Origin of the sequence: Jatrophihabitans cynanchi (genome assembly GCF_027247405.1) — a bacterium.
Lineage (GTDB): Bacteria > Actinomycetota > Actinomycetes > Mycobacteriales > Jatrophihabitantaceae > Jatrophihabitans_B > Jatrophihabitans_B cynanchi.
In genome coordinates this window covers 4,253,042-4,271,556 of the sequence record NZ_CP097463.1, presented here as the reverse complement: position 1 = coordinate 4,271,556, position 18,515 = coordinate 4,253,042, and the positions used below count along the sequence as shown (strand labels likewise).

Sequence of the window (18,515 nt, the reverse complement as noted above, 5' to 3'; positions counted from 1 at the left end):
TGCTCAGGGCACGCAGCTGGGCACCTCGCCGACGACCATGAACGCGGAGAACGACGCGAGCTGTGGTTCGCCCGGCGCGAACGTCGATTGCCCGGAAGGTGCCAGATCGACGCCGATCACGAACGTCCCACCGGCCGGGAAGTTGGCCGGGCGCACCGTGAACCCGCCGTCGGCGGTGCCAGGATGCTGCCAGTGCACGGCCTTCGCGCTGTAGCCGACCGTGTTCGACGGGGAGGGGCAGTCAGGGACCTCTGATGCGGGGCGCACGAAAATCCTGGTACGCGCACCGGCCCGGTCGAGGGCTGCCTGCAGACCCGCGGGATCGGTCAGCCGACTCCAGTGCACGGCGAAGTGCACCGCGCCGTCGCTGTCCCGTGTCACCGCGTACGCGGCCGATCCGAGCCCCGAGCGCCCTTGGTTCCAGGGCATCGGCGCCACAATGGCGATGGCGGCTGCAGCGCCGGCAACCAGTCCCCCGATGGCGATTCGACCGATCGCCGGCGCTGGGCTTCGGCGGCCGGCCCCACGCGTCCGGGGCTGCGGCGCAGCGACGATCCGGGCGAGCAGCGCGACGGCCTCCGGGGAGCCGGCGTCCGGATGCAGGTCGGCAGCCGGGTCGGCGTTGCGCAGCGCAGTGTCATTCATGAGCGGTCTCCTCGGTTGAGAACCTCGACGGGTGTGGGCGCGCACGCGCCACTGTCGAGCGCAGCAGCGAGCCGGCGTCTGGCCCGATGCAGGCGCACCTTGAAAGCGGCAACCGAGCAGCCGAGGACGCGTGCGGAGTCGGCGCTGTCCAGGCGCTCCCACTCGGCAAGGCGCAGCACCTCGCGGTCACGTTCGGTCAGTTGTTGCAGCGCGGCACCGACTCGGAGCCGATCAGCTATCTCCTCGGCGTGGTCCGGCACGGCGCCGTCGGCGCCGCCTGCGATCTTCTGTCCGAGCCGCGCGCCCCGGGCCTGGCGGCGCACCTCGTTCGCGATCAGCCGGCGAGCGGTTGCGTACAGCCATGGCAGCGCGTGTTCGGGAACCGAGTCGAGACGCCGCCAGGCGGTCAGGAAGGTGTCGGCGACGACCTCCTGCGCCGCATCCACACCCACGCGGCGCACCGCATACCGCACGACCGGTGCGTAGTGACGCCGGAAGAGCTCTTCGAAGCGTTCGCGGTCGGCGTCCACAACTGATTCTTGTCCGGCACTGGACGATCGGTTACGCGCGGAGCAGCGCGCAGAACATGGCGTCGGTGCCGTGGCGGTGCGGCCAGAGCTGCACGGTCGGGCCGTCGCCGAGGTGATCGACGCCGGGGAAGGCCGCCCGGGCGTCGAGCAGGTCGTGGCCGGCGACGATCTCGGACGTCTCGGCCAGGTGTGGCGAGCACGTCACGTACGCAACGACCCCGCCGGGCCGGGTGAGGCGGAGCGCGGCAGCCAGCAGGTCGCGCTGCAGCGCCGTGAGCTCGGGCACGTCCTGCGGGCCACGCCGCCACCGGGCTTCCGGGCGGCGGCGCAGCGCACCGAGTCCGGTGCACGGCGCGTCGAGCAGCACTCGGTCGTATCCCCCGTCCGGAGTGGGCAGTTCGCGCGCGTCGCCGGTCAGCACCTCGACGTCCCAGTGCGCGGTGCTGGCGCGCACCAGCTCGGCGCGGTGCGGGTGCAGTTCGTTCGCGGTGAGGTGCGCGTTGCGCGGTCCGGCCAGCGCGGCCAGCAGCGCGGTCTTGCCGCCGGGTCCCGCGCACAGGTCGAGCCAGCGCTCGTCGCGTCCGTCGAGTGCCGCGTTCGCCAGGGCCAGCGCACACAGCTGGCTGCCCTCGTCCTGCACGCCGGCGCGCCGCTCGCGCACGGCGGACAGCGCGGCGGGATCACCGCCGTCCATCCTTACCGCATAAGGCGAGTAGCGGCCCGGCGAGCCGCCGGACTCGGTCACCAGCTCGTCCCGGTCCGCGCGACCGGGCCAGGCGACGAGGTGGGTCTGGGGGCGCAGGTCGTCTGCCTCGAGTGCGCGCCGGGTCTCGTCCAACTCCCCGTCCGGCTGCTCGCCGAGGGCTGCGGCGAACGCGGCCGCGATCCAGTACGGATGCGCCGTGTGCAGCGCGATCCGGCGCAGCGCGGTGCCGCCCTGCGCCAGTCGCGCAGTCCAGCCGTCCCAGTCCGACGCGGAGACCTTGCGCAATACCGCGTTGAGGAAGCCCGCTGCGCGGCCGTTGCCTGTTGCGCGGGACAGTTCGACGGTCGTGGCGACCGCGGCGTGGGCTGGGATGCGGGTGCGCAACAGCTGGTAGGCGCCGAGGCGGAGCAGGTCGCGGACCTCCGGCTGGACGTCGGCGGGCGGGCGGTCGATGCAGGCGGCGAGCACCTCGTCCAACGTGCCGGCGGCGCGCACGGTGCCGTAGCCGAGCTCGGTGGCGAACGCGGCGTCGCGCCCGGTGAGCCCGTGCTCGCGGAGCAGCGTCGGTAGTGCGAGGTTCGCGTACGCGTCCTCGGCGGCGACGGCGCGCAGCAGCTGGTAGGCGGTCAGCCGCGGCCGATCGACCGGTGCCGGACGGGGCGGCTGCGCCGGGCGGGCGCGGCGCGGGCTGCCGGGACGGCGCGGCGGTCGGCTAGCCAAGCCGGTCCCCCTCGGCCGGGCGCGTGCCGCGGGCCCAGTCGGCCGCGGCCATCGGACGCTTGCCCGGCGGTTGGACGGTGCCGAGCTCGACGTCGGCGGTCGCGGTCCCGGCGTACACGGCGTTGCGCTCGACCCGAACCGCGCCCGCGGCGAGCGTGTCCACCTGCTGCGGGCGCACCGGCCCGAGCTTGAGTCGCTCGCCACGGAACGCCGTCCAGGCGCCCGGGGCGGGCGTGCATGCGCGGACCAGCCGGTCGATGTGCTGCGCGGGGGCCGTCCAGTCGACCTTCGCGTCGGCAACGGTGATCTTGCCGGCTACCGAGACGCCGTCGGGGAGTTGCGGTACTGCGATGAGCGAGCCGTCCTCGATCCCGTCCAGCGTCGCCGCGAGCAGCCCCGCGCCGGACAGTGCCAGTCGCTCGAGCAGGTCGCCGGCCGTATCGTCCCCGCGGATCGTCTCGGTGACCACCCCGAACACCGGCCCGGTGTCCAGCCCCGCCTCGATGAGGAACGTGGTCGCGCCGGTGACGTCGTCACCATGCAGGATCGCGTGTTGCACCGGCGCTGCGCCGCGCCAGGCCGGCAGTAGCGAGAAGTGCAGGTTCACCCAGCCATGCTTCGGAACGGCGAGGGCGGACGGGGGTAACAGCGCTCCGTAGGCGACTACCGGGCAGCAGTCCGGCGCGAGTTCTGCCAGCTGGGCAAGGAAGTCCGGATCGCCGGCGCGTTGCGGGGTGAGGACCGGCAGGCCCGCGTCCCTGGCGAGTTCGGCCACCGGTTGGATGCTCTCGCGGCGGCCCCGCCCGGCGCGCGCGGGGGGCCTGGTGACGACCGCGACGACGTCATGCCGGGACGAGTCGAGCAGGGCCCGCAGCGACGGCACCGCAGCTGCGGGAGTGCCCGCGAAGACCAGCCTCACAAGGCCAGGCCGCGCGTTGCGTGTGGGCTGATCTTCACCGTCGGCGGCGTGAGCCCGGCCCACGACGCCTCGCGGATCTGCTTCATCGCCGCCTTGCGGGTCTGCGCGTCGAGCCGGTCGACGAACAGCACGCCGTCCAGATGATCGGTCTCGTGCTGGATGCAGCGAGCCAGGATCGCGGCGCCCTCGATCGTGAGCGGGTCGCCGAACATGTTCTGTCCGTGCGCGACCACGTTCGCCTTGCGCGTGCAGTCCCAGCTCAGCCCGGGGATCGAAAGGCACCCCTCCGGGCCGTCCTGCTCCTCGTCACTCGGGAAGTGCAGGACGGGGTTGATCAGGTGCCCGGACTGCGCGTCGTCGATGTGATAGGTGAACACGCGCAGGCCGACGCCGATCTGCGGCGCGGCAAGGCCGGAGCCAGGTGCGGCGAGCATCGTCTCGGCAAGGTCGGCGACGAGGGTGCGCAGCTCCTTGTCGAAGTCGGTGACCTCGTCGGCTGCGGTGCGCAGGACCGGGTCACCGAACAGGCGTATCGGCTGGACTGTCACGGCCGCGAGTCTACGGAAGGCCGACGGCGGCCCGGATTGCGCACGAGCCTTGCGGTCGTGGCTGCGCTCCGTCAAAGACGCTGCGACGAGGAGCTGGGCGCTCGGCCGGGTTGCGCTGCTGGGTCGCCTTCCGACGGGGGTGTGCATCCGGTCCGGACGTCGTGGTTCTGTCGGGATCAGCCGATAAAATAAGGCGAAAGTCGGTCCAAACGGGTTGACATGTCGGGATGATGCTGTAGAATCAGACGCATGGGCGAATCCGATCAGATCGTGGTCGACAGGATCACCGTCGACCTGGTCGACCCCGCCCAATGCACCCCACTCCCCACCGCCTCGGACGTGCTGCACCGGCCCGACCAGGCTGCCGGCGCGGCGAGCGTGCTGTACCCGTCCGGTGCGGTGTTGACCGCGGTCGAGTCGCTGCTGCCGGGCCGGCTCTCGGACACCGGCCTGATCGACGCCCTCACCGCCTGTGACCGGCTCCGTGCCCTGGTCGATGCCAAACAGAGCGAACTGCTCGCCGAACTCGCCCACCGCGACCCCGACGGTGAGCAGTTCCTGCGTGAGGAGGCGGCGCTCGCGCTGCACCTAGCACCGGCCACCACCCAGGACCGATTGGACACCGCAGCAGAACTGACCTCGCGGCTGTGGGACACGTTCGACCTGCTCCGCTCGGGGCACCTGTCCGCGGTACACGCCCGCATCCTGGCCACCGCCACCGTCGACCTGCCCGATCCGGTGGCCGCGAAAGTGCAGGCCCAGGTGCTGCGCCGGGCTCCGGGTCAGACACCCGGTGAGTTCCGCGCCGCCGTGCGCCGCGCGGTCGCCAAACACCACGCCAAGAGCCAGAACGAGAAACACCGCGCTGCGGCCGCGCAACGGCACGTGCGGCGCGAGCAGGTCGAGGACGGGATGGGCTGGTTGACCCTGTTCGCCCCGGCCGACGGCATCGAAACCGTATGGACCGCCGTCAACGCCTGGGGCACGAAGACCAGCCGCGAGGACCAGCGCGCCGCCGACCAACGCCGCGCCGACGCCCTCGTGGAGATCTGCACCGCCGCCCTGGCCCTGCCCGGCCTACCCGCCGAACACGGACTACGCCCGAGCGTGAACGTCACCCTGAACCGGCACGGGTTCTCTGCCGTCTTCATGCTGTGCTGCCGACGGGGTTGAGGGCAGCGTAGTGGGCGTGCTCGTACTCGACCGGCGTGATCATGTTGAGCGAGCTGTGCAGGCGCCGGTTGTTGTACCAGTCGACCCAGCCGGCGGTCGCGAACTCCACGTCGGAGACGGTCTTGTAGGGCCCGTCGTGGAAGATCGTGGTGCGGATGCACTCGGTCTTGTACAGGCCGTTGATCGTCTCCATCAGCGCGTTGTCGTAGGCGTCGCCGACCGACCCGATCGAGGGCCGGATGTCTTCGAGCGCCAGGTGCTCGGTCAGCGTGATGGAGGTGTACTGCGTGCCGGCATCGCTGCTAAGCCGAATTCGGCTTAGCGCCGATTATGCCGAGGTCTGCGTTATGCCGAGGATCGGCGGGATCCCCTTTGCTGGCAGGGCTGCGTGACTGATTCCTCGGGCTAACGTTTGGGCCTGTTCGGTGGCAGCGTCCGCCGTGTCCATTCGCGATGCGGAGGAGGAGACGGCCATGGACATGACGGTCACGGGGATCGGGTCGGTTGTTGTCGCGGAGCTGCGCGCGGCCGGCTATATGGAGTCAACGATCGGCAACTACGAGAAGTCGATCAGGGCGTTGACGCAACTCGCCGACGGGCGGGGCGGCAAGTACACACCGGCGCTGGGTGCGGAGTTCGCGGCGATGACGATCAGCCCGCGGACGGGCAGGTTCAGCGTGCAGCGCCGGTTCGACTACGGACGGCTGGTCCGCGTGTTCAACTCCTACGTCACCACGGGCCGGGTCGAGTTGGCTTGCTGCACCCGTGGCGGGGGCGGGCCCCGTCCTGTCTCGCGGGAGTTCGTCCGGCTTGTTGGCGCGTGGGAGGCCGACATGGCTGACCGGGCTCTCGCGTCCGCGACCCGGGATGCCTACGGCCGGGTCGCTCGCGATTACCTGGTGTTCCTGGAGGCAGGCGGGATCCGCCGTCTCCGTGACGCCGACGGGGCGAGCGTGCTGAGCTACCTGAACTCGTTGACGGCTACGTGGAAGACGTCGTCGCTGTTCTGGGTCGTGTCGAACTTCCGCCCGTTCTTGAAGTTCACCGGCCGCAGCGACCTGGTCGACGCGCTCGGGTTGGCTGGCCTCAAGCGCTCTCACCGGATCGTGCCGGCGCTGCCGGACGAGGCGCAGCGCCTGATCGTGCAGGCATGCGCAACGCCGGCTATACCGGCACGGGATGCTGCCATCACGCTGCTTGCGGTCACGACGGGGCTGCGCGCATGCGACATCATCAGTCTGCTTCGTGACGACATCGACTGGCGGGCACGGACCGCGAGCCTCGTGCAGCAGAAGACCCACAACCCGCTGACAGTGCCGCTGACCGATCTGGTAGTCGACCGGCTTGCCGAGTACGTCCTTGACCAGCGGCCAGACTCGCCGGACGAGCATCTGTTCGTGCGTTCGGTGGCCCCGCACACGCGGCTGGCCGACCACGCCACGGTCCACCGGGTGATCACCACGGTGTTCCGTCGGGCCGGCGTCGCGGACGTGCTGGGCAGCACGCGTCTGTTGCGGCACAACGCCGCGACACGGCTGCTGAGGGCGTCGGTGCCGTTGCCGACCATCGCGGCCGTGCTCGGCCACGCGCGGCCGAAATCGACTGACCTGTATCTGAGCGTCGATGTCGTGCGCCTGCTCGACTGCGTCCTCGACGTCCCCGCCGGCGCGCGGCCATGAGCACGAAGGCGCTGGCCGCGAACGGCCATGACTTCACCAGCGCGTTCGCACCGCACCTTGCCGCCTACCTCGCGTTCAAGGAGCAGATGGGGTTCTACGGCGCCTCCAGGGTCTGGTACCTGAGGCAGTTCGACGCCTACTGCACCTCTCACGACCGGACGGTGTTCGACCGCGACACGGTCGAGGGATGGGTCAGCGAGCGTCTGGCCCGCACGGGCCCCTACCGGTCCTGGATGTCCTACATCCGCGATGTCGGCCGCTGGCTGCAGGCCCACGGGCAGTGTGACGCCTACGTCTTGTCGGACCGGTGGAAGGCTCAACGCCTGCCCACGCACCCCTACTTGCTCGGCGAGGCGGAGATCGAGGCGTTCTTCGCTACTGCGGCGGCGGTGCGGGCGGCGTCGCCGTGGCGGTGGCAGTCGGTCGCGTTCTTCACGTTGATGCACTGTTGCGGGCTGCGGACCGGGGAGACCCGGCGGCTACGCCCCGAGCACGTGCACCTGCGCGACAGGACCCTCGACGTGGTCGACTCCAAGGGCAACCGGTCGCGAAGGCTCCCGCTCACTGCCGACGTCACGAGGGTTCTGGCCAAGTGCGACCGCATCACGCGTGCGCATTTCGGACCGTCACGGGCCACCTTCTTCATCTCGAGGACCGGCAACGAGGTCACAGGCGCGACCATCGATGAGATCTTCCGGCGTATCTGGCACCAGGCCGCTCTTTCACGGCCGAGCGGCGGGGTGCAGCCCACGCCCTACGCCTTCCGGCATCACTTCGCCTACGCCAACGTCGATCGCTGGATGGCGCAGGGCAAGGACGTCATGGCGATGCTTCCCTACCTGGCCCGCTACATGGGCCACGCCAGCATCGAGTCGACGTTCTACTACATCCACACCTCGCCGGAGTTCCTGCACGCCTACGACGGACTCACCACCGCAGGCCAGTCGCTGCTGCCGGAGGTCGGATTCGATGACCAAGCATGACCGAGCGACCCGCGAACCGGACTTCTACCGCTACGCCCGCGACTACCTGCACGTCTACCTGCCGACGATGGCGCACCGCTCGGCGAACACGGTCGAGGCCTACCGGATCAGCCTGGAATGCCTCCTGCGCTACCTCGCCGAACAGCACCACGTCGCCCGCGCACACGTCAGCTTCGACCATCTCGACCGGCAGCACTTGAAAGGATGGCTCGCCTGGATGGGCGGGCAGCAGCACTACGCGCCACGGACGATCGGCCTGCGGCTCACCGCCGTCAAAGCGTTCCTGGCCTACTGCGCGGCCGAAGACCTCACCCTCGTCACGGTCAGCCAGCAAGCCAAGACGCTGCGCGCACCCACCGCGGCGAGGGAACCGATCGAGTACCTCACCGAACCCGAGACGAGCGCGGTGCTCGCCGCATTCACCGGCCGCACCCCGAAATCGCGGCGGAACCGGATGCTGCTGATCCTGCTCTACGACACCGCCGCCCGCGTCGGTGAGCTCACCGCCATGACGCTGGCCGACCTGCACCTGCACCGGCCCGGCCATGTGGTCCTCACCGGCAAAGGTGACAAGACCCGCGTCGTCCCGCTCACCGCGAAGACGATCGAACACCTGGACGTCTACCTCGCCGAGTTCCACCCCGGCATCGCCCGAACCGAAACGACCCGCCCGGTGTTCTACAGCTTGCACAACGGGGCACCGACCGCGCTGTCGACCGACACCGTCGCCGCAGTGCTCAAACGCGCCGCCACAACCGCACGCCGAAGATGTCCCTCGATTCCCGAAGACATCCACTGCCACATGCTGCGCAAGACCAAAGCGATGGACCTCTACCAGCAGGGCATCGCGCTGCCGATCATCATGCGACTCCTCGGCCACGAGAACATGTCGACCACCTCGGCGTTCTACGCCTTCGCCACCGTCGACATGATGCGCAAAGCCGTCGATGCCGCCACCCCAGCCGTCACGACACCCCAGGCGCGCCGACTCACGAAGGAGCGACTGCAGGCCCTCTACAGCCTCCGCTAACCGCCGGATCGTTAAGCCGAGGAATCAGTCACGCAGCCCTGCCAGCAAAGGGGATCCCGCCGACCTTCGGCATAACGCAGACCTCGGCATAATCGCTGTGATGGATCAGCCGGCCGGGCTCGGGCTGGTGACCTTCGCGGTCGCGTTGCCACAGCGCGATGCGCAGCGGCGTCATGACCAGCTCTACGGCCTTGGTCGTGGCGGCGTGCCAGGCGACGATGCGTTGGGCGAAGACGTCGACGATGAAGGCCACGTAGACGAACCCGGCCCAGGTGCGCACGTAAGTGAAGTCGGTGACCCACTTCTCGTTCGGCGCGGTCGCGGTGAAGTCCCGGTCGAGCAAATCACCGGCACGCCGGCCGTCCTTGGCCCGGATCGTGGTGCGCACGCCCTTGGCGCGGCGAATCCCCTGATGCTGCAAGGTTTTCATCGCCCGCGCCACCGTACACTCGGCGACGACGAGACCGCGCCGACGCAGCGCCGCGGTCAGCTTGCGCCGCCCGTACAGACCCTCCGGGGTCATGCGCAGCACGCCGTGCTCGTCACGCGCCCAGCACAGCGTCGTGATCTCATCAATCAGCTGCGCGTCGCTGACCGTGCGCGCCGCCGGCGCGCTGGTGCGCCACGACCGGTAGGTCCGCGCGGCGACCTGGCAGCCCTGCTCACGCAGCACCCGGCAGGTCGACTCGACCGCGTGGCCCTCGACGCGCATCTGGTCGATGAACCCCATGATCATCGGTTGCGGGGGTCGAGTTCCCCCACGAAGAAAGTCGTCGCCGCTTTCAAGATCGCGACATCTTCCCGCAGCCGGGCGTTCTCGGCCTTGAGCTTCTTGATCTCCGCGTGCTCGACCGAGGTGGTCCCCGGCCGGGCGCCGGCATCGACATCGGCCTGCAGCACCCACCGGCGCACCGTCTCGGTGCCCAGCCGCTCCTGCTTGGCCACCGCCGCTGAGGCAGCGGTCAGGTTCGGGTACTCAGCGCGATGCTCCAGCACCCGACGCACAGCCCGCTCCTTCACAGCGGGATCGATCTTCTTGGGCATGTCGCCATCCTTCCTGACTCACAAGGAAGCGGCATCAAACCCGTACCGGTTCACCCTCGCCGCCAGCACCCTGGCCGGGACCGACAACCAACCCGGCTACCTCAACGGCGAACCCGTCCCCGCCGACATCGCCCGGCGCCTCGCCACCCAACCCGGCGCCCAGCGCCACTACTGGCCCGTCGACCAGACCGGACACCTCCTCGACCAGACCTGCCAGCACGCACCCGGCACCCCGAACCGGCCCGGGATCGACAGCAGCCTGATCACCCACCGCTACCAACCCACCACCACCATCACCCGGCACGTCATCACCCGCGACCAACACTGCGTCATGCCCGGCTGCCGACGCAGAGCCCACACCTGCCAACTGGATCACCGCACACCCTGGCCCGACGGCCCCACCAGCGTGACCAACCTCGAACCCCTCTGCAAAAGGCACCACGACCTCAAACACCACGCCCGCTGGACCCTCACCCGCACCCCCGACGGCACCTACCACTGGACCTCGGCAACCCGACACCACTACCACTACCGACCACCCGAACTACCCGTCCCCGAACCCGAACCACCGAAGCAGACCGGACCCGACCCCAACGACCAACCACCACCGTTCTGACGTGGCCCGCGGAGGCGGTCCTCGGTGCCGGCATCGGTTGGTCGCGGTTCCATCGGCGCCGCTCCAGCCGCATGTTCGGCTGAACCCGGCGCGTCCCACCTCCGTGCCTGTTCACATCGCGGCGAGGCGCCGCGCTACCAGCAGGAGGTTGGGCCGAATGGCCAAGTCCACGACGCTTCGCACGCCGCTGGGACGCAGCGTCAAGATCATCGAGCAAGGAACCGGGACGCCCGTGGTGTTCCTGCACAGCGGCGTCGGGAGCGCCGGCGAGTGGAAGCAGGTCTTCTCGCTCTGGCCCGACGGCGACCGGCTGATCGCCATCGACGCCTATCGCGACGGCACCGGTCCGGGCACCGCCGGGCGCCGGGACCTCGACGACTACACCGATCAGGTCTACGCGGTCGCCGACCAGGTCGCCGGGCCCGTCCACCTGATCGGATTCTCCTGGGGCGGTGCAACCGCCTTGCGCGCCGCTGCAGTGACTCCCGGACTGATCGCCTCGCTCACCCTCGTCGAGCCCGAGGCATACGCGTTGCTGCGCACCGAGAACCCCGGCGCGTACTCCCAGGTCCGCGGACTGCGCGACCGATGCCGCGCACACATCCGAGCCGGCAGATGGCACGAGGCCTACGCGGAGTTCGTCGACTTCTACAACGGACCCGGCTCGTTCGCCAGCTGGCCGTCCGCACGCCGCGAGGCGTTCGTCCAGGAGCAACAGTCCCGAGCAGACCTGTGGGACGTGCTCTTCGACGACCTGCTTACAGCCGAATCGCTAGCTGACGTGACCGCACCGGTCCACCTCATCGAGGGCTCGCACACATCCGCTGTCGACCACGCCATCTGCGCGGTCCTTCGCCGTCATCTGCCCGACGCGGAACACACCGTGATCGAGGGCGCCGGCCACATGATGCCGCTCACCCATCCCGAGCCGCTCACCCGAGCACTGAGCCACCGGATCTCGCGCTAGATCAGGCCGAGTGCGAGCATCGCGTCGGCGACCTTCACGAAGCCGGCGATGTTGGCGCCGACCACGTAGTTGCCGGGAGCGCCGTACTCCTCGGCCGTCTCGGCGCACCGGTCGTGAATCGCATTCATGATCTCGGCCAGGCGCTGCTCGGTGTGCTCGAACGTCCAGGAGTCGCGCGAGGCGTTCTGCTGCATCTCCAGCGCGCTGGTCGCCACCCCGCCGGCATTGGCTGCCTTGCCCGGTGCGAACAACACCCCCGACTCCAGGAACGCCTTGGTCGCCTCGGGCGTCGTCGGCATGTTGGCGCCCTCGACGACCGCCAGGCACCCATTGCCGATCAACGTCGCGGCATCGTGCGCGTGCAGTTCGTTCTGCGTCGCCGACGGCATCGCCACATCGCACGGCACGTCCCAGACGCTGCCGCCGGCCACGAAGCGGGCACGGCCCCGCTTGTCGGCGTACTCGCTCATCCGCCCCCGCTGCACCTGCTTGATCTGCTTGAGCAGTTCGAGGTCGATGCCGGCCTCGTCCACGACGTAGCCCGCCGAATCCGAGCAGGCGACCACCGTGCCGCCGAGCTGGTGCACCTTCTCCACGGCATAGGTGGCCACGTTCCCCGACCCGGAAACCACCACCCGCTTGCCCTCGAGCGAATCGCCCCGCGTCTGCAACATGCGCTGCGCGAAGAACGTGGCTCCGTACCCGGTCGCCTCCGGACGCACCTGCGAGCCGCCCCAGGTCAGCCCCTTGCCGGTCAGCACACCGGACTCGTAGCGGTTCGTGATCCGCTTGTACTGGCCGAACAGGTAACCGATCTCGCGGCCACCCACCCCGATGTCGCCGGCCGGCACGTCGGTGTACTCGCCGATGTGCCGATACAACTCGGTCATGAACGACTGGCAGAACCGCATCACCTCGGCGTCCGAGCGGCCCTTCGGGTCGAAGTCCGAGCCGCCCTTGCCGCCGCCGATCGGCATGCCGGTCAACGCGTTCTTGAAGATCTGCTCGAAGCCGAGGAACTTGATCGTCCCGAGATACACGGACGGGTGGAAGCGCAAGCCACCCTTGAACGGCCCGAGCGCGGAGTTGAACTCGACCCGAAAGCCCCGGTTGATGTGCACCCGCCCGCGATCGTCCGCCCACGGGACACGGAAGATGATCTGCCGTTCCGGCTCGCACACCCGCGTGACGACACACGCCTCCACGAACTCCGGACGCCGGGCGACCACCGGGACGATGCTGTCGAACACCTCGCGAACGGCCTGATGGAACTCGTCCTCGCCAGGGTTGCGCCGCAGCACGTCGGCGTAGATCGACTCGAGCTTGGAAACCTCAGGTGACGCCACGACGCTGGTCCTCCGCACGATCGGGCCCGGCTGGAGAACCGGGACGGCTGGGTGCGGCAACGCTGACGCTCGCACAGCTTACCGACGGCAGCTTCACTGGATGCTCCCAGGTGCGGCTGTCAGAACAGCTGGTACGGGTCCAGCACGATCTTGACCGGGTCAGCGGCCTTGCGCGCCGACCGGGTGGCCGCCGCAGCCTTCAGCGCGACCGCGAGCGCGGCCCCGTCGGGGCGCGGCACCCGGATCAGCATCCGCTCGTCCTCCCCGCGGGCCGGGGTCGGCCCGATCACCTGCGCCCCGGTGGGCAGCGCGGCGGCGTCCAGCAGTTCGTGCACCGCCCCGGCCGGACCGGTGACCGCAGCCATCCGGGTGGCCGGTGCGAACCCCAGCTCGATCCGGTCGGCCAGCTCGCGGGACGCCGCGCCCGCCGGGTCCCAGCGCACGAGCGCCTGGACGGTGGACACCGCGGCGTCCGCACCGACGACCACCTGACCACCGCTGCGCACGAGCGTCGCCGCGTTCAGCCAGCGGCGCAGCGTCTCCTCAGCCGCCCGCAGGTCGGCACGCGAGAGCAGCGCCCAGCCGTCCAGCAGCAGCGCGGCACCGTACCCGCCCGCGGCGAACGGCTCGGCGCCCGGCGTCGCGACGACCAAAGCCGGCTGCGCCGGCACCTCGGCGAGCACCCGGTCGCCACCGCTGGTGCGCACCGGGACACCGGTGAAGGCGCGGCCCAGCTCCTCGGCGGTCCGGCCGGACCCGACGACCATGGCCCGCATCCGGCGGCCGCCGCAGGTGGGGCAGGCCCAGTCCGGCGCGGGACGGCCACACCACCGGCACTGCGCCCGGGCGTCGCGAGACGGCGCCGCGAGCGGTCCCGAGCAGGTGCCGCAGCGGGCAGGCGTGCGGTCACGCACACACGCCAGCGCGGGCACGTAACCGCCGCGGGGAACCTGGACGAGCACCGGATGGCCGGCGGCGAGCGCGTCATGGGCGGCACGCCAGGCCAGCGAAGGCAACCGGGCCGCCGCGGCGGCAGGGTCCCGGGCCAGCTCGACGTCGTCGCCGGTCGCCTGCACGCGCGGCGCCGCGGCGCGCACGGCGGCCCGGTCGGCCACGATCTCGTGCGCCCACCCGGACTCCAGCAGCAGTTGTGCCTCGGCGGTGCGCGCGAACGCGCCTAGCAGCAGGGCGCAACGGGCCTGGGCAGAGCGCAGCACGAGGACGTCGCGGGTGTGGGCGTACGGTGCCCGCGGCTCGTCATACAGGTCGTCGCCGTCGTCCCAGATGGCGATCAGCCCGAGGTCGGCGACCGGCGCATACGCCGCTGCGCGCGTGCCGATCACCGCGCGCACGGCGCCGCGACGCGCGGCCAGCCAGCGCCGGTACCGCTCGGACGGCCCCAGCTCGGCCGAGAGCGCCACGTGCCGGCCATCGCCGAGGACATCCGTGAAGGCGAGGTCGAGCCGGGCAAGGTCACGGGCGTCCGGGACCACGATCAGGGCGCCACGCCCGGCGGAGAGGGCGACCCGGGCGGCCTCGGCCAGCCGATGCGGCCAGTCCTCCCCCGCCAGCGCGGACCACACGGCCCGCGCCGGCCGTCCGTCAGCGACCGCGGCGAGGAACGACCCGCCGGCGCGGTACCGCGCGAAGCCGGCCCGCTCACCCGGTTCGACGGCTCCGGCCGGCTCGGACCCACGTGCCTCGGCGGCGGCGTGGCGGGACGGCACCCCGAGCCGCACGACGTCGACGAAGTTGCCGGCCCACCGGTCCGCGACCGCGCGGAACAGCGCGGCCGTCTGCGGGGTGAGCACCGGCTCGCCGACGGCCCGCTCCACGAAGGCCAGCCGCCCCTCGTGCTCGCTCGCCGCTGTCCGCTCGAGCACGAACGCGTCCACCAGCCGGCCGGCGAACCGGACGCGCACCCGCGAACCGGCCCGGACCTGCTCGGCCAGCTCGGTCGGGACCACGTAGTCGAACGGCCGGTCCAGGTGCGCCAGCGGCACGTCCACCATCAACCGCGCGACCGGGTCGACGACAGCCGGCGATCGCCCCGTCCGCTTAGCCGTCACGCAGCGTTCCTACCAGCTGGCGCCGATAGTTCCCGCCGCGAAGAGCTTCCCCGCAATCGGGAGGTGCCCCGGCCCGAGGAGCCCGGGCCGGCGCTTCGCGCGGGTCAGGAATTGGCGAGCTTGGCGAGTTGCTCGGCGCGGTCGGTGCGCTCCCAGGTGAAGTCGGGCAGCTCGCGGCCGAAGTGGCCGTACGCCGCGGTCTGCGCGTAGATCGGCCGCTTGAGGTCCAGGTCGCGGATGAGTGCGGCCGGGCGCAGGTCGAACGTCTGCAGCACCGCCTCACTGATTCGCTCCACATCGACGGTCTCGGTGCCGAACGTCTCCAGGAACAGCCCCACCGGCTCGGCCTTGCCGATCGCGTACGCGATCTGGACCTCGCACTTGGTGGCCAGCTTCGCGGCCACGACGTTCTTGGCGACCCAGCGCATCGCGTAGGCGGCCGACCGGTCGACCTTGGACGGATCCTTGCCGGAGAAGGCGCCGCCGCCGTGCCTGGCGTAGCCGCCGTAGGTGTCGACGATGATCTTGCGGCCGGTGAGCCCGGCATCGCCCATCGGGCCGCCGATCTCGAAGCGCCCGGTCGGGTTGACCAGCACCCGGTAGTCATCGACGTCCAGCCCGGCGGCGTACTGCGCGAGCACCGGGCGGATGACGTGCTCCTCGACGTCCGGCTTGAGCAGCGTGTCCAGGTCGATGTCGGCGGCGTGCTGGCTGGACACGACGACGGTGTCCAGCCGGACCGGCTTGTCGTCGACGTACTCGATGGTGACCTGCGTCTTGCCGTCGGGGCGCAGGTACGGGACGGTGCCGTCCTTGCGCACCGCGGACAGCCGCTCGGCGAGCCGGTGCGCCAACGCGATCGGCAGCGGCATCAGCTCGGGCGTCTCGTCGCACGCGAAGCCGAACATCAGGCCCTGATCGCCCGCACCCTGCCGGTCCAGCGGGTCCTCGACGCTGCGGCCCACGCGCGCCTCGTACGCGGTGTCGACACCCTGGGCGATGTCGGGCGACTGCGCGCCGATCGCGACGTTCACGCCGCACGAGGCACCGTCGAAGCCCTTGCGTGAGCTGTCGTAGCCGATCTCGAGGATCCGCTCGCGGACGATGGTCGGGATGTCCGCGTAGGCGTCGGTCGTCACCTCTCCTGCGACGTGCACCTGGCCGGTTGTGATCAGCGTCTCGACAGCGACCCGGCTCGACGGGTCCTGTGCCAGCAGCGCGTCCAGGATCGAATCGCTGATCTGGTCGGCGATCTTGTCAGGGTGTCCTTCGGTGACCGACTCGGACGTGAACAGGCGACGGCTCAACGGGTGCTCCGTGTTGATGTGGCGGATTATCGGCGTCAGTCTAGCCGGGCAGCTATTGCATCGCAGATCGCCGCCGCGAGCACCGCCTTCGGGCCGAACGGGACGTCGACCTCGCCGCCCGCGGCATCGAGGATCACCGCGGCGTTCTCGGCCTGACCGAACGCGCGCCCCTCGCCGACCGCGTTGACGACGAGCAGGTCACAGCCCTTGGCGGCCAGCTTCGCCCGGCCGTGCTCGAGCACGCTGCCGGAGGCGTCACCCGTCTCGGCGGCGAAGCCGACCAGCAGTTGGCCGCTACGGCCGGCTACGAGTTCGGCCAGGATGTCCGGGTTCGCCTCGAGCGCGACCGGCTGCGGCGCCCCCGCCGCCTTCTTGATCTTGTGCTCGGCCGCGGTAACGGGCCGGAAGTCGGCGACTGCCGCGGCCATCACGACGACGTCTGCGTCAGCGGCCGCCTTGAGCACCGCCTCGCGGAGGCTGAGCGCGTCGCCCACCCGGATCACGTCGGCGCCGGACGGAACGGGTAGTTCCACGTTCGCGGCGATCAGCGTGACCCGGGCGCCGCGCGCCGCGGCCACCGTCGCGACGGCGTAGCCCTGCCTGCCGGACGAGGCGTTGCCGAGGAAGCGGACCGGGTCGAGGGGCTCACGCGTGCCGCCCGCCGTGACGACGATCCGGCGGCCGGCGAGGTCCTGCGACAGCGCGCCGGGCCGGCTCAGTACCAGCTCGCACAGCTGCGCGATCTCCGCCGGCTCGGGCAACCGGCCCTTGCCGGTGTCTGCACCGGTGAGGCGGCCGGTTGCCGGCTCGAGCACGATCGCCCCGCGACGGCGCAGCGTCCTGACGTTCTCGACGGTGGCCGGGTGCTCCCACATCTCGGTGTGCATCGCGGGTGCGAACAGCACCGGACACCGCGCTGTCAGCAGCGTGTTCGTGAGCAGGTCGTCGGCCAGCCCGTGCGCCGCCTTGGCCAACAGGTCCGCGGTCGCCGGAGCCACCACGACGAGTTCGGCGTCGCGACCCAGTCGCACGTGCGGCACGTCGGCGGCGTCCGTCCAGACGTCCGAGCTGACCGGACGGTGCGACAGCGCGGCCCACGTCGGCGTACCCACGAACCGCAACGCCGCCTCGGTCGGCGCGACGGTGACGTCGTGCCCGGCCTCGACCAGCTTGCGCAGCAGGTCAGCCGCCTTGTACGCCGCGATGCCGCCGGAGACCCCAAGAACGATCCGGCTCACGGGTGATCACCTCTCCCGCGGCTGCGCCGCGAGTTCTCAGGCTTCAGACGGCTTGAACTCGATCAGGTCGGAGTTGATCTCGCGCAGCGCGATCGACAGCGGCTTCTCCTGCGGCGCGGTCTCGACGAGCGGCCCGACGTACTCGAGCAGGCCCTCACCGAGCTGGCTGTAGTAGGCGTTGATCTGCCGCGCGCGCTTGGCGGCGATGATGACGAGCGCGTACTTGCTCTGGGTGCGATCGAGCAGTTCGTCGATCGGCGGGTTGGTGATGCCCTCGGGCGTGGTGATCGGTGCGGACACAGTGGCGCTCTCTGTTCGGCGAACGGGTGGGCCGGCCGCCGGTGGTCACGGGCAGACGGCCTCGATCAATCCTACCAATTCCGCGGTCGCACGCCCGATATCGTCGTTCACCACGACGGCGTCGAACTCCCCCTCTGCGGCCATCTCGATCCGCGCGCGGTCCAGCCGGGCCGCGATGACGTCCGCCGGCTCGGTGCCGCGTCCGGCCAGCCGGCGCTCCAGTTCAGCCATCGACGGTGGCGCCAGGAACACCAGGAACGCGTCCGGCAGGCTCTGGCGCACCTGCCGCGCTCCTTGCAGTTCGATCTCGAGCAGCGTGGGCTGCCCCGCTGCCAGCCGTTCGGCGAGCGGCGCGCGCGGCGTGCCGTAGAAGTTGCCGGCGAACTCGGCGTGTTCGAGCAGTTCGCCGTCGCGGACGAGCTGGGCGAACTGCTCGACCGAGACGAAGTGGTACTCCACTCCGTCACGTTCGCCGGGTCGTGGTGGCCGGGTCGTGCAGGACACCGACACCCACACGTGCGGGTACAGCTCACGCAGCCGGGCCACGACGGTGCCCTTGCCGACACCGGACGGACCGGACAGCACGGTCAGTCGGGCGGGACGGTCGGGCGGCACGACTGCAGAACCTATCGGGCGCGCACGACGTGAGGCAGGGCACACCGCCGCGCGGCGGTTCACAGCGCTGGTCTAGATTC

General features: G+C 70.7%; 17 protein-coding genes, 2 pseudogenes and 1 other annotated feature. Of the genes and pseudogenes, 6 read left to right on the top strand and 13 right to left on the bottom strand.

Annotation, left to right across the window (positions count from 1 at the left end; all coding sequences use genetic code 11):
* Positions 1–3: 3 nt before the first annotated feature.
* From M6B22_RS20765 to def, 5 genes are read right to left on the bottom strand one after another with little or no spacing between them, the layout of a single operon-like run.
* Entirely contained in the window at positions 4–645 is a 642-nt protein-coding gene (locus tag M6B22_RS20765; protein WP_269443475.1) for a hypothetical protein, read from the bottom strand.
* A complete protein-coding gene (locus M6B22_RS20760; protein WP_269443474.1) occupies positions 642–1,175 on the bottom strand; it encodes an RNA polymerase sigma factor in 534 nt (177 codons plus the stop codon). The genes M6B22_RS20765 and M6B22_RS20760 overlap by 4 nt, the downstream gene beginning before the upstream one ends.
* A 31-nt stretch (positions 1,176–1,206) precedes the next feature.
* Positions 1,207–2,601 (bottom strand): RsmB/NOP family class I SAM-dependent RNA methyltransferase, encoded by a 1,395-nt coding sequence (locus tag M6B22_RS20755; RefSeq protein WP_269443473.1) that lies wholly within the window; start codon positions 2,599–2,601, stop codon positions 1,207–1,209.
* The gene (locus M6B22_RS20750) at positions 2,594–3,520 is read right to left on the bottom strand and encodes a methionyl-tRNA formyltransferase (RefSeq protein WP_269443472.1); all 927 of its coding nucleotides are present in this window, start codon (positions 3,518–3,520) and stop codon (positions 2,594–2,596) included. The genes M6B22_RS20755 and M6B22_RS20750 overlap by 8 nt, the downstream gene beginning before the upstream one ends.
* Positions 3,517–4,068 carry a peptide deformylase gene (def, locus tag M6B22_RS20745; RefSeq protein WP_269443471.1) on the bottom strand — a complete coding sequence of 184 codons (552 nt, stop codon included), beginning with the start codon at positions 4,066–4,068 and terminating at the stop codon, positions 3,517–3,519. The genes M6B22_RS20750 and def overlap by 4 nt, the downstream gene beginning before the upstream one ends.
* A gap of 249 nt (positions 4,069–4,317) precedes the next feature.
* Here def and M6B22_RS20740 point away from each other — a divergent pair, with 249 nt between their 5' ends.
* The gene (locus M6B22_RS20740; RefSeq protein ID WP_269443470.1) at positions 4,318–5,241 is read left to right on the top strand and encodes a DUF222 domain-containing protein; all 924 of its coding nucleotides are present in this window, start codon (positions 4,318–4,320) and stop codon (positions 5,239–5,241) included.
* On the opposite strand, the pseudogene M6B22_RS20735 reads toward M6B22_RS20740, so the two are convergent.
* Positions 5,216–5,557, bottom strand: a pseudogene (locus tag M6B22_RS20735) (transposase); the annotation flags it as partial. The gene M6B22_RS20740 and the pseudogene M6B22_RS20735 sit on opposite strands and share 26 nt — an antisense overlap.
* Before the next feature lie 157 nt (positions 5,558–5,714).
* Here M6B22_RS20735 and M6B22_RS20730 point away from each other — a divergent pair.
* The 3 genes from M6B22_RS20730 to M6B22_RS20720 are packed head-to-tail and all read left to right on the top strand — an operon-like array spanning position 5,715 to position 8,933.
* Positions 5,715–6,920 (top strand): tyrosine-type recombinase/integrase, encoded by a 1,206-nt coding sequence (locus M6B22_RS20730; RefSeq protein ID WP_269442922.1) that lies wholly within the window; start codon positions 5,715–5,717, stop codon positions 6,918–6,920.
* A complete protein-coding gene (locus M6B22_RS20725) occupies positions 6,917–7,903 on the top strand; it encodes a tyrosine-type recombinase/integrase (RefSeq protein WP_269442921.1) in 987 nt (328 codons plus the stop codon). The genes M6B22_RS20730 and M6B22_RS20725 overlap by 4 nt, the downstream gene beginning before the upstream one ends.
* Entirely contained in the window at positions 7,890–8,933 is a 1,044-nt protein-coding gene (locus M6B22_RS20720; RefSeq protein WP_269442920.1) for a tyrosine-type recombinase/integrase, read from the top strand. Before M6B22_RS20725 ends, M6B22_RS20720 begins: the two co-directional genes overlap by 14 nt.
* Before the next feature lie 91 nt (positions 8,934–9,024).
* Here M6B22_RS20720 and M6B22_RS20715 read toward each other — a convergent pair.
* Positions 9,025–9,977, bottom strand: a pseudogene (locus M6B22_RS20715) (IS3 family transposase); the annotation flags it as partial.
* Positions 9,574–9,708, bottom strand: a sequence feature (AL1L pseudoknot). (Overlaps the previous pseudogene by 135 nt.)
* On the opposite strand from M6B22_RS20715, the gene M6B22_RS20710 reads away from it, so the two are divergent.
* Both M6B22_RS20710 and M6B22_RS20705 read left to right on the top strand, forming a co-directional pair.
* Complete coding sequence (locus M6B22_RS20710; protein ID WP_269443469.1) at positions 9,976–10,593, top strand: HNH endonuclease signature motif containing protein; 618 nt, start codon at positions 9,976–9,978, stop codon at positions 10,591–10,593. The pseudogene M6B22_RS20715 and the gene M6B22_RS20710 overlap by 2 nt on opposite strands.
* 157 nt (positions 10,594–10,750) lie before the next feature.
* Positions 10,751–11,560 (top strand): alpha/beta fold hydrolase, encoded by an 810-nt coding sequence (locus tag M6B22_RS20705; protein ID WP_269443468.1) that lies wholly within the window; start codon positions 10,751–10,753, stop codon positions 11,558–11,560.
* On the opposite strand, the gene gdhA is transcribed toward M6B22_RS20705, so the two are convergent.
* The 6 genes from gdhA to gmk form a co-directional block, all read right to left on the bottom strand.
* Positions 11,557–12,906, bottom strand: a complete 1,350-nt coding sequence (gdhA, locus tag M6B22_RS20700; protein ID WP_269443467.1) for an NADP-specific glutamate dehydrogenase — start codon at positions 12,904–12,906, stop codon at positions 11,557–11,559. The genes M6B22_RS20705 and gdhA overlap by 4 nt on opposite strands.
* A 119-nt stretch (positions 12,907–13,025) precedes the next feature.
* Positions 13,026–14,915, bottom strand: a complete 1,890-nt coding sequence (locus tag M6B22_RS20695) for a primosomal protein N' (protein WP_407935756.1) — start codon at positions 14,913–14,915, stop codon at positions 13,026–13,028.
* A gap of 164 nt (positions 14,916–15,079) precedes the next feature.
* Complete coding sequence (gene metK, locus M6B22_RS20690; RefSeq protein ID WP_269443465.1) at positions 15,080–16,282, bottom strand: methionine adenosyltransferase; 1,203 nt, start codon at positions 16,280–16,282, stop codon at positions 15,080–15,082.
* 35 nt (positions 16,283–16,317) lie between these two features.
* Positions 16,318–17,520, bottom strand: coding sequence for a bifunctional phosphopantothenoylcysteine decarboxylase/phosphopantothenate--cysteine ligase CoaBC (gene coaBC / locus M6B22_RS20685; RefSeq protein ID WP_269443464.1), 1,203 nt, complete (start codon positions 17,518–17,520; stop codon positions 16,318–16,320).
* Between the two features lie 36 nt (positions 17,521–17,556).
* Positions 17,557–17,820, bottom strand: a complete 264-nt coding sequence (gene rpoZ, locus M6B22_RS20680) for a DNA-directed RNA polymerase subunit omega (protein ID WP_269443463.1) — start codon at positions 17,818–17,820, stop codon at positions 17,557–17,559.
* 45 nt (positions 17,821–17,865) lie between these two features.
* Entirely contained in the window at positions 17,866–18,435 is a 570-nt protein-coding gene (gmk, locus tag M6B22_RS20675; RefSeq protein WP_269443462.1) for a guanylate kinase, read from the bottom strand.
* Positions 18,436–18,515: the final 80 nt, after the last annotated feature.

Excerpts from the sequence above, each read along its gene's own strand:
- M6B22_RS20765 (WP_269443475.1), bottom strand. The coding sequence starts at position 645 with ATGAATGACACTGCGCTGCGCAACGCCGACCCGGCTGCCGACCTGCAT.
- M6B22_RS20740 (WP_269443470.1), top strand. The coding sequence starts at position 4,318 with ATGGGCGAATCCGATCAGATCGTGGTCGACAGGATCACCGTCGACCTG.
- M6B22_RS20730 (WP_269442922.1), top strand. The coding sequence starts at position 5,715 with ATGGACATGACGGTCACGGGGATCGGGTCGGTTGTTGTCGCGGAGCTG.
- M6B22_RS20725 (WP_269442921.1), top strand. The coding sequence starts at position 6,917 with ATGAGCACGAAGGCGCTGGCCGCGAACGGCCATGACTTCACCAGCGCG.
- M6B22_RS20720 (WP_269442920.1), top strand. The coding sequence starts at position 7,890 with ATGACCAAGCATGACCGAGCGACCCGCGAACCGGACTTCTACCGCTAC.
- M6B22_RS20710 (WP_269443469.1), top strand. The coding sequence starts at position 9,976 with ATGTCGCCATCCTTCCTGACTCACAAGGAAGCGGCATCAAACCCGTAC.
- M6B22_RS20705 (WP_269443468.1), top strand. The coding sequence starts at position 10,751 with ATGGCCAAGTCCACGACGCTTCGCACGCCGCTGGGACGCAGCGTCAAG.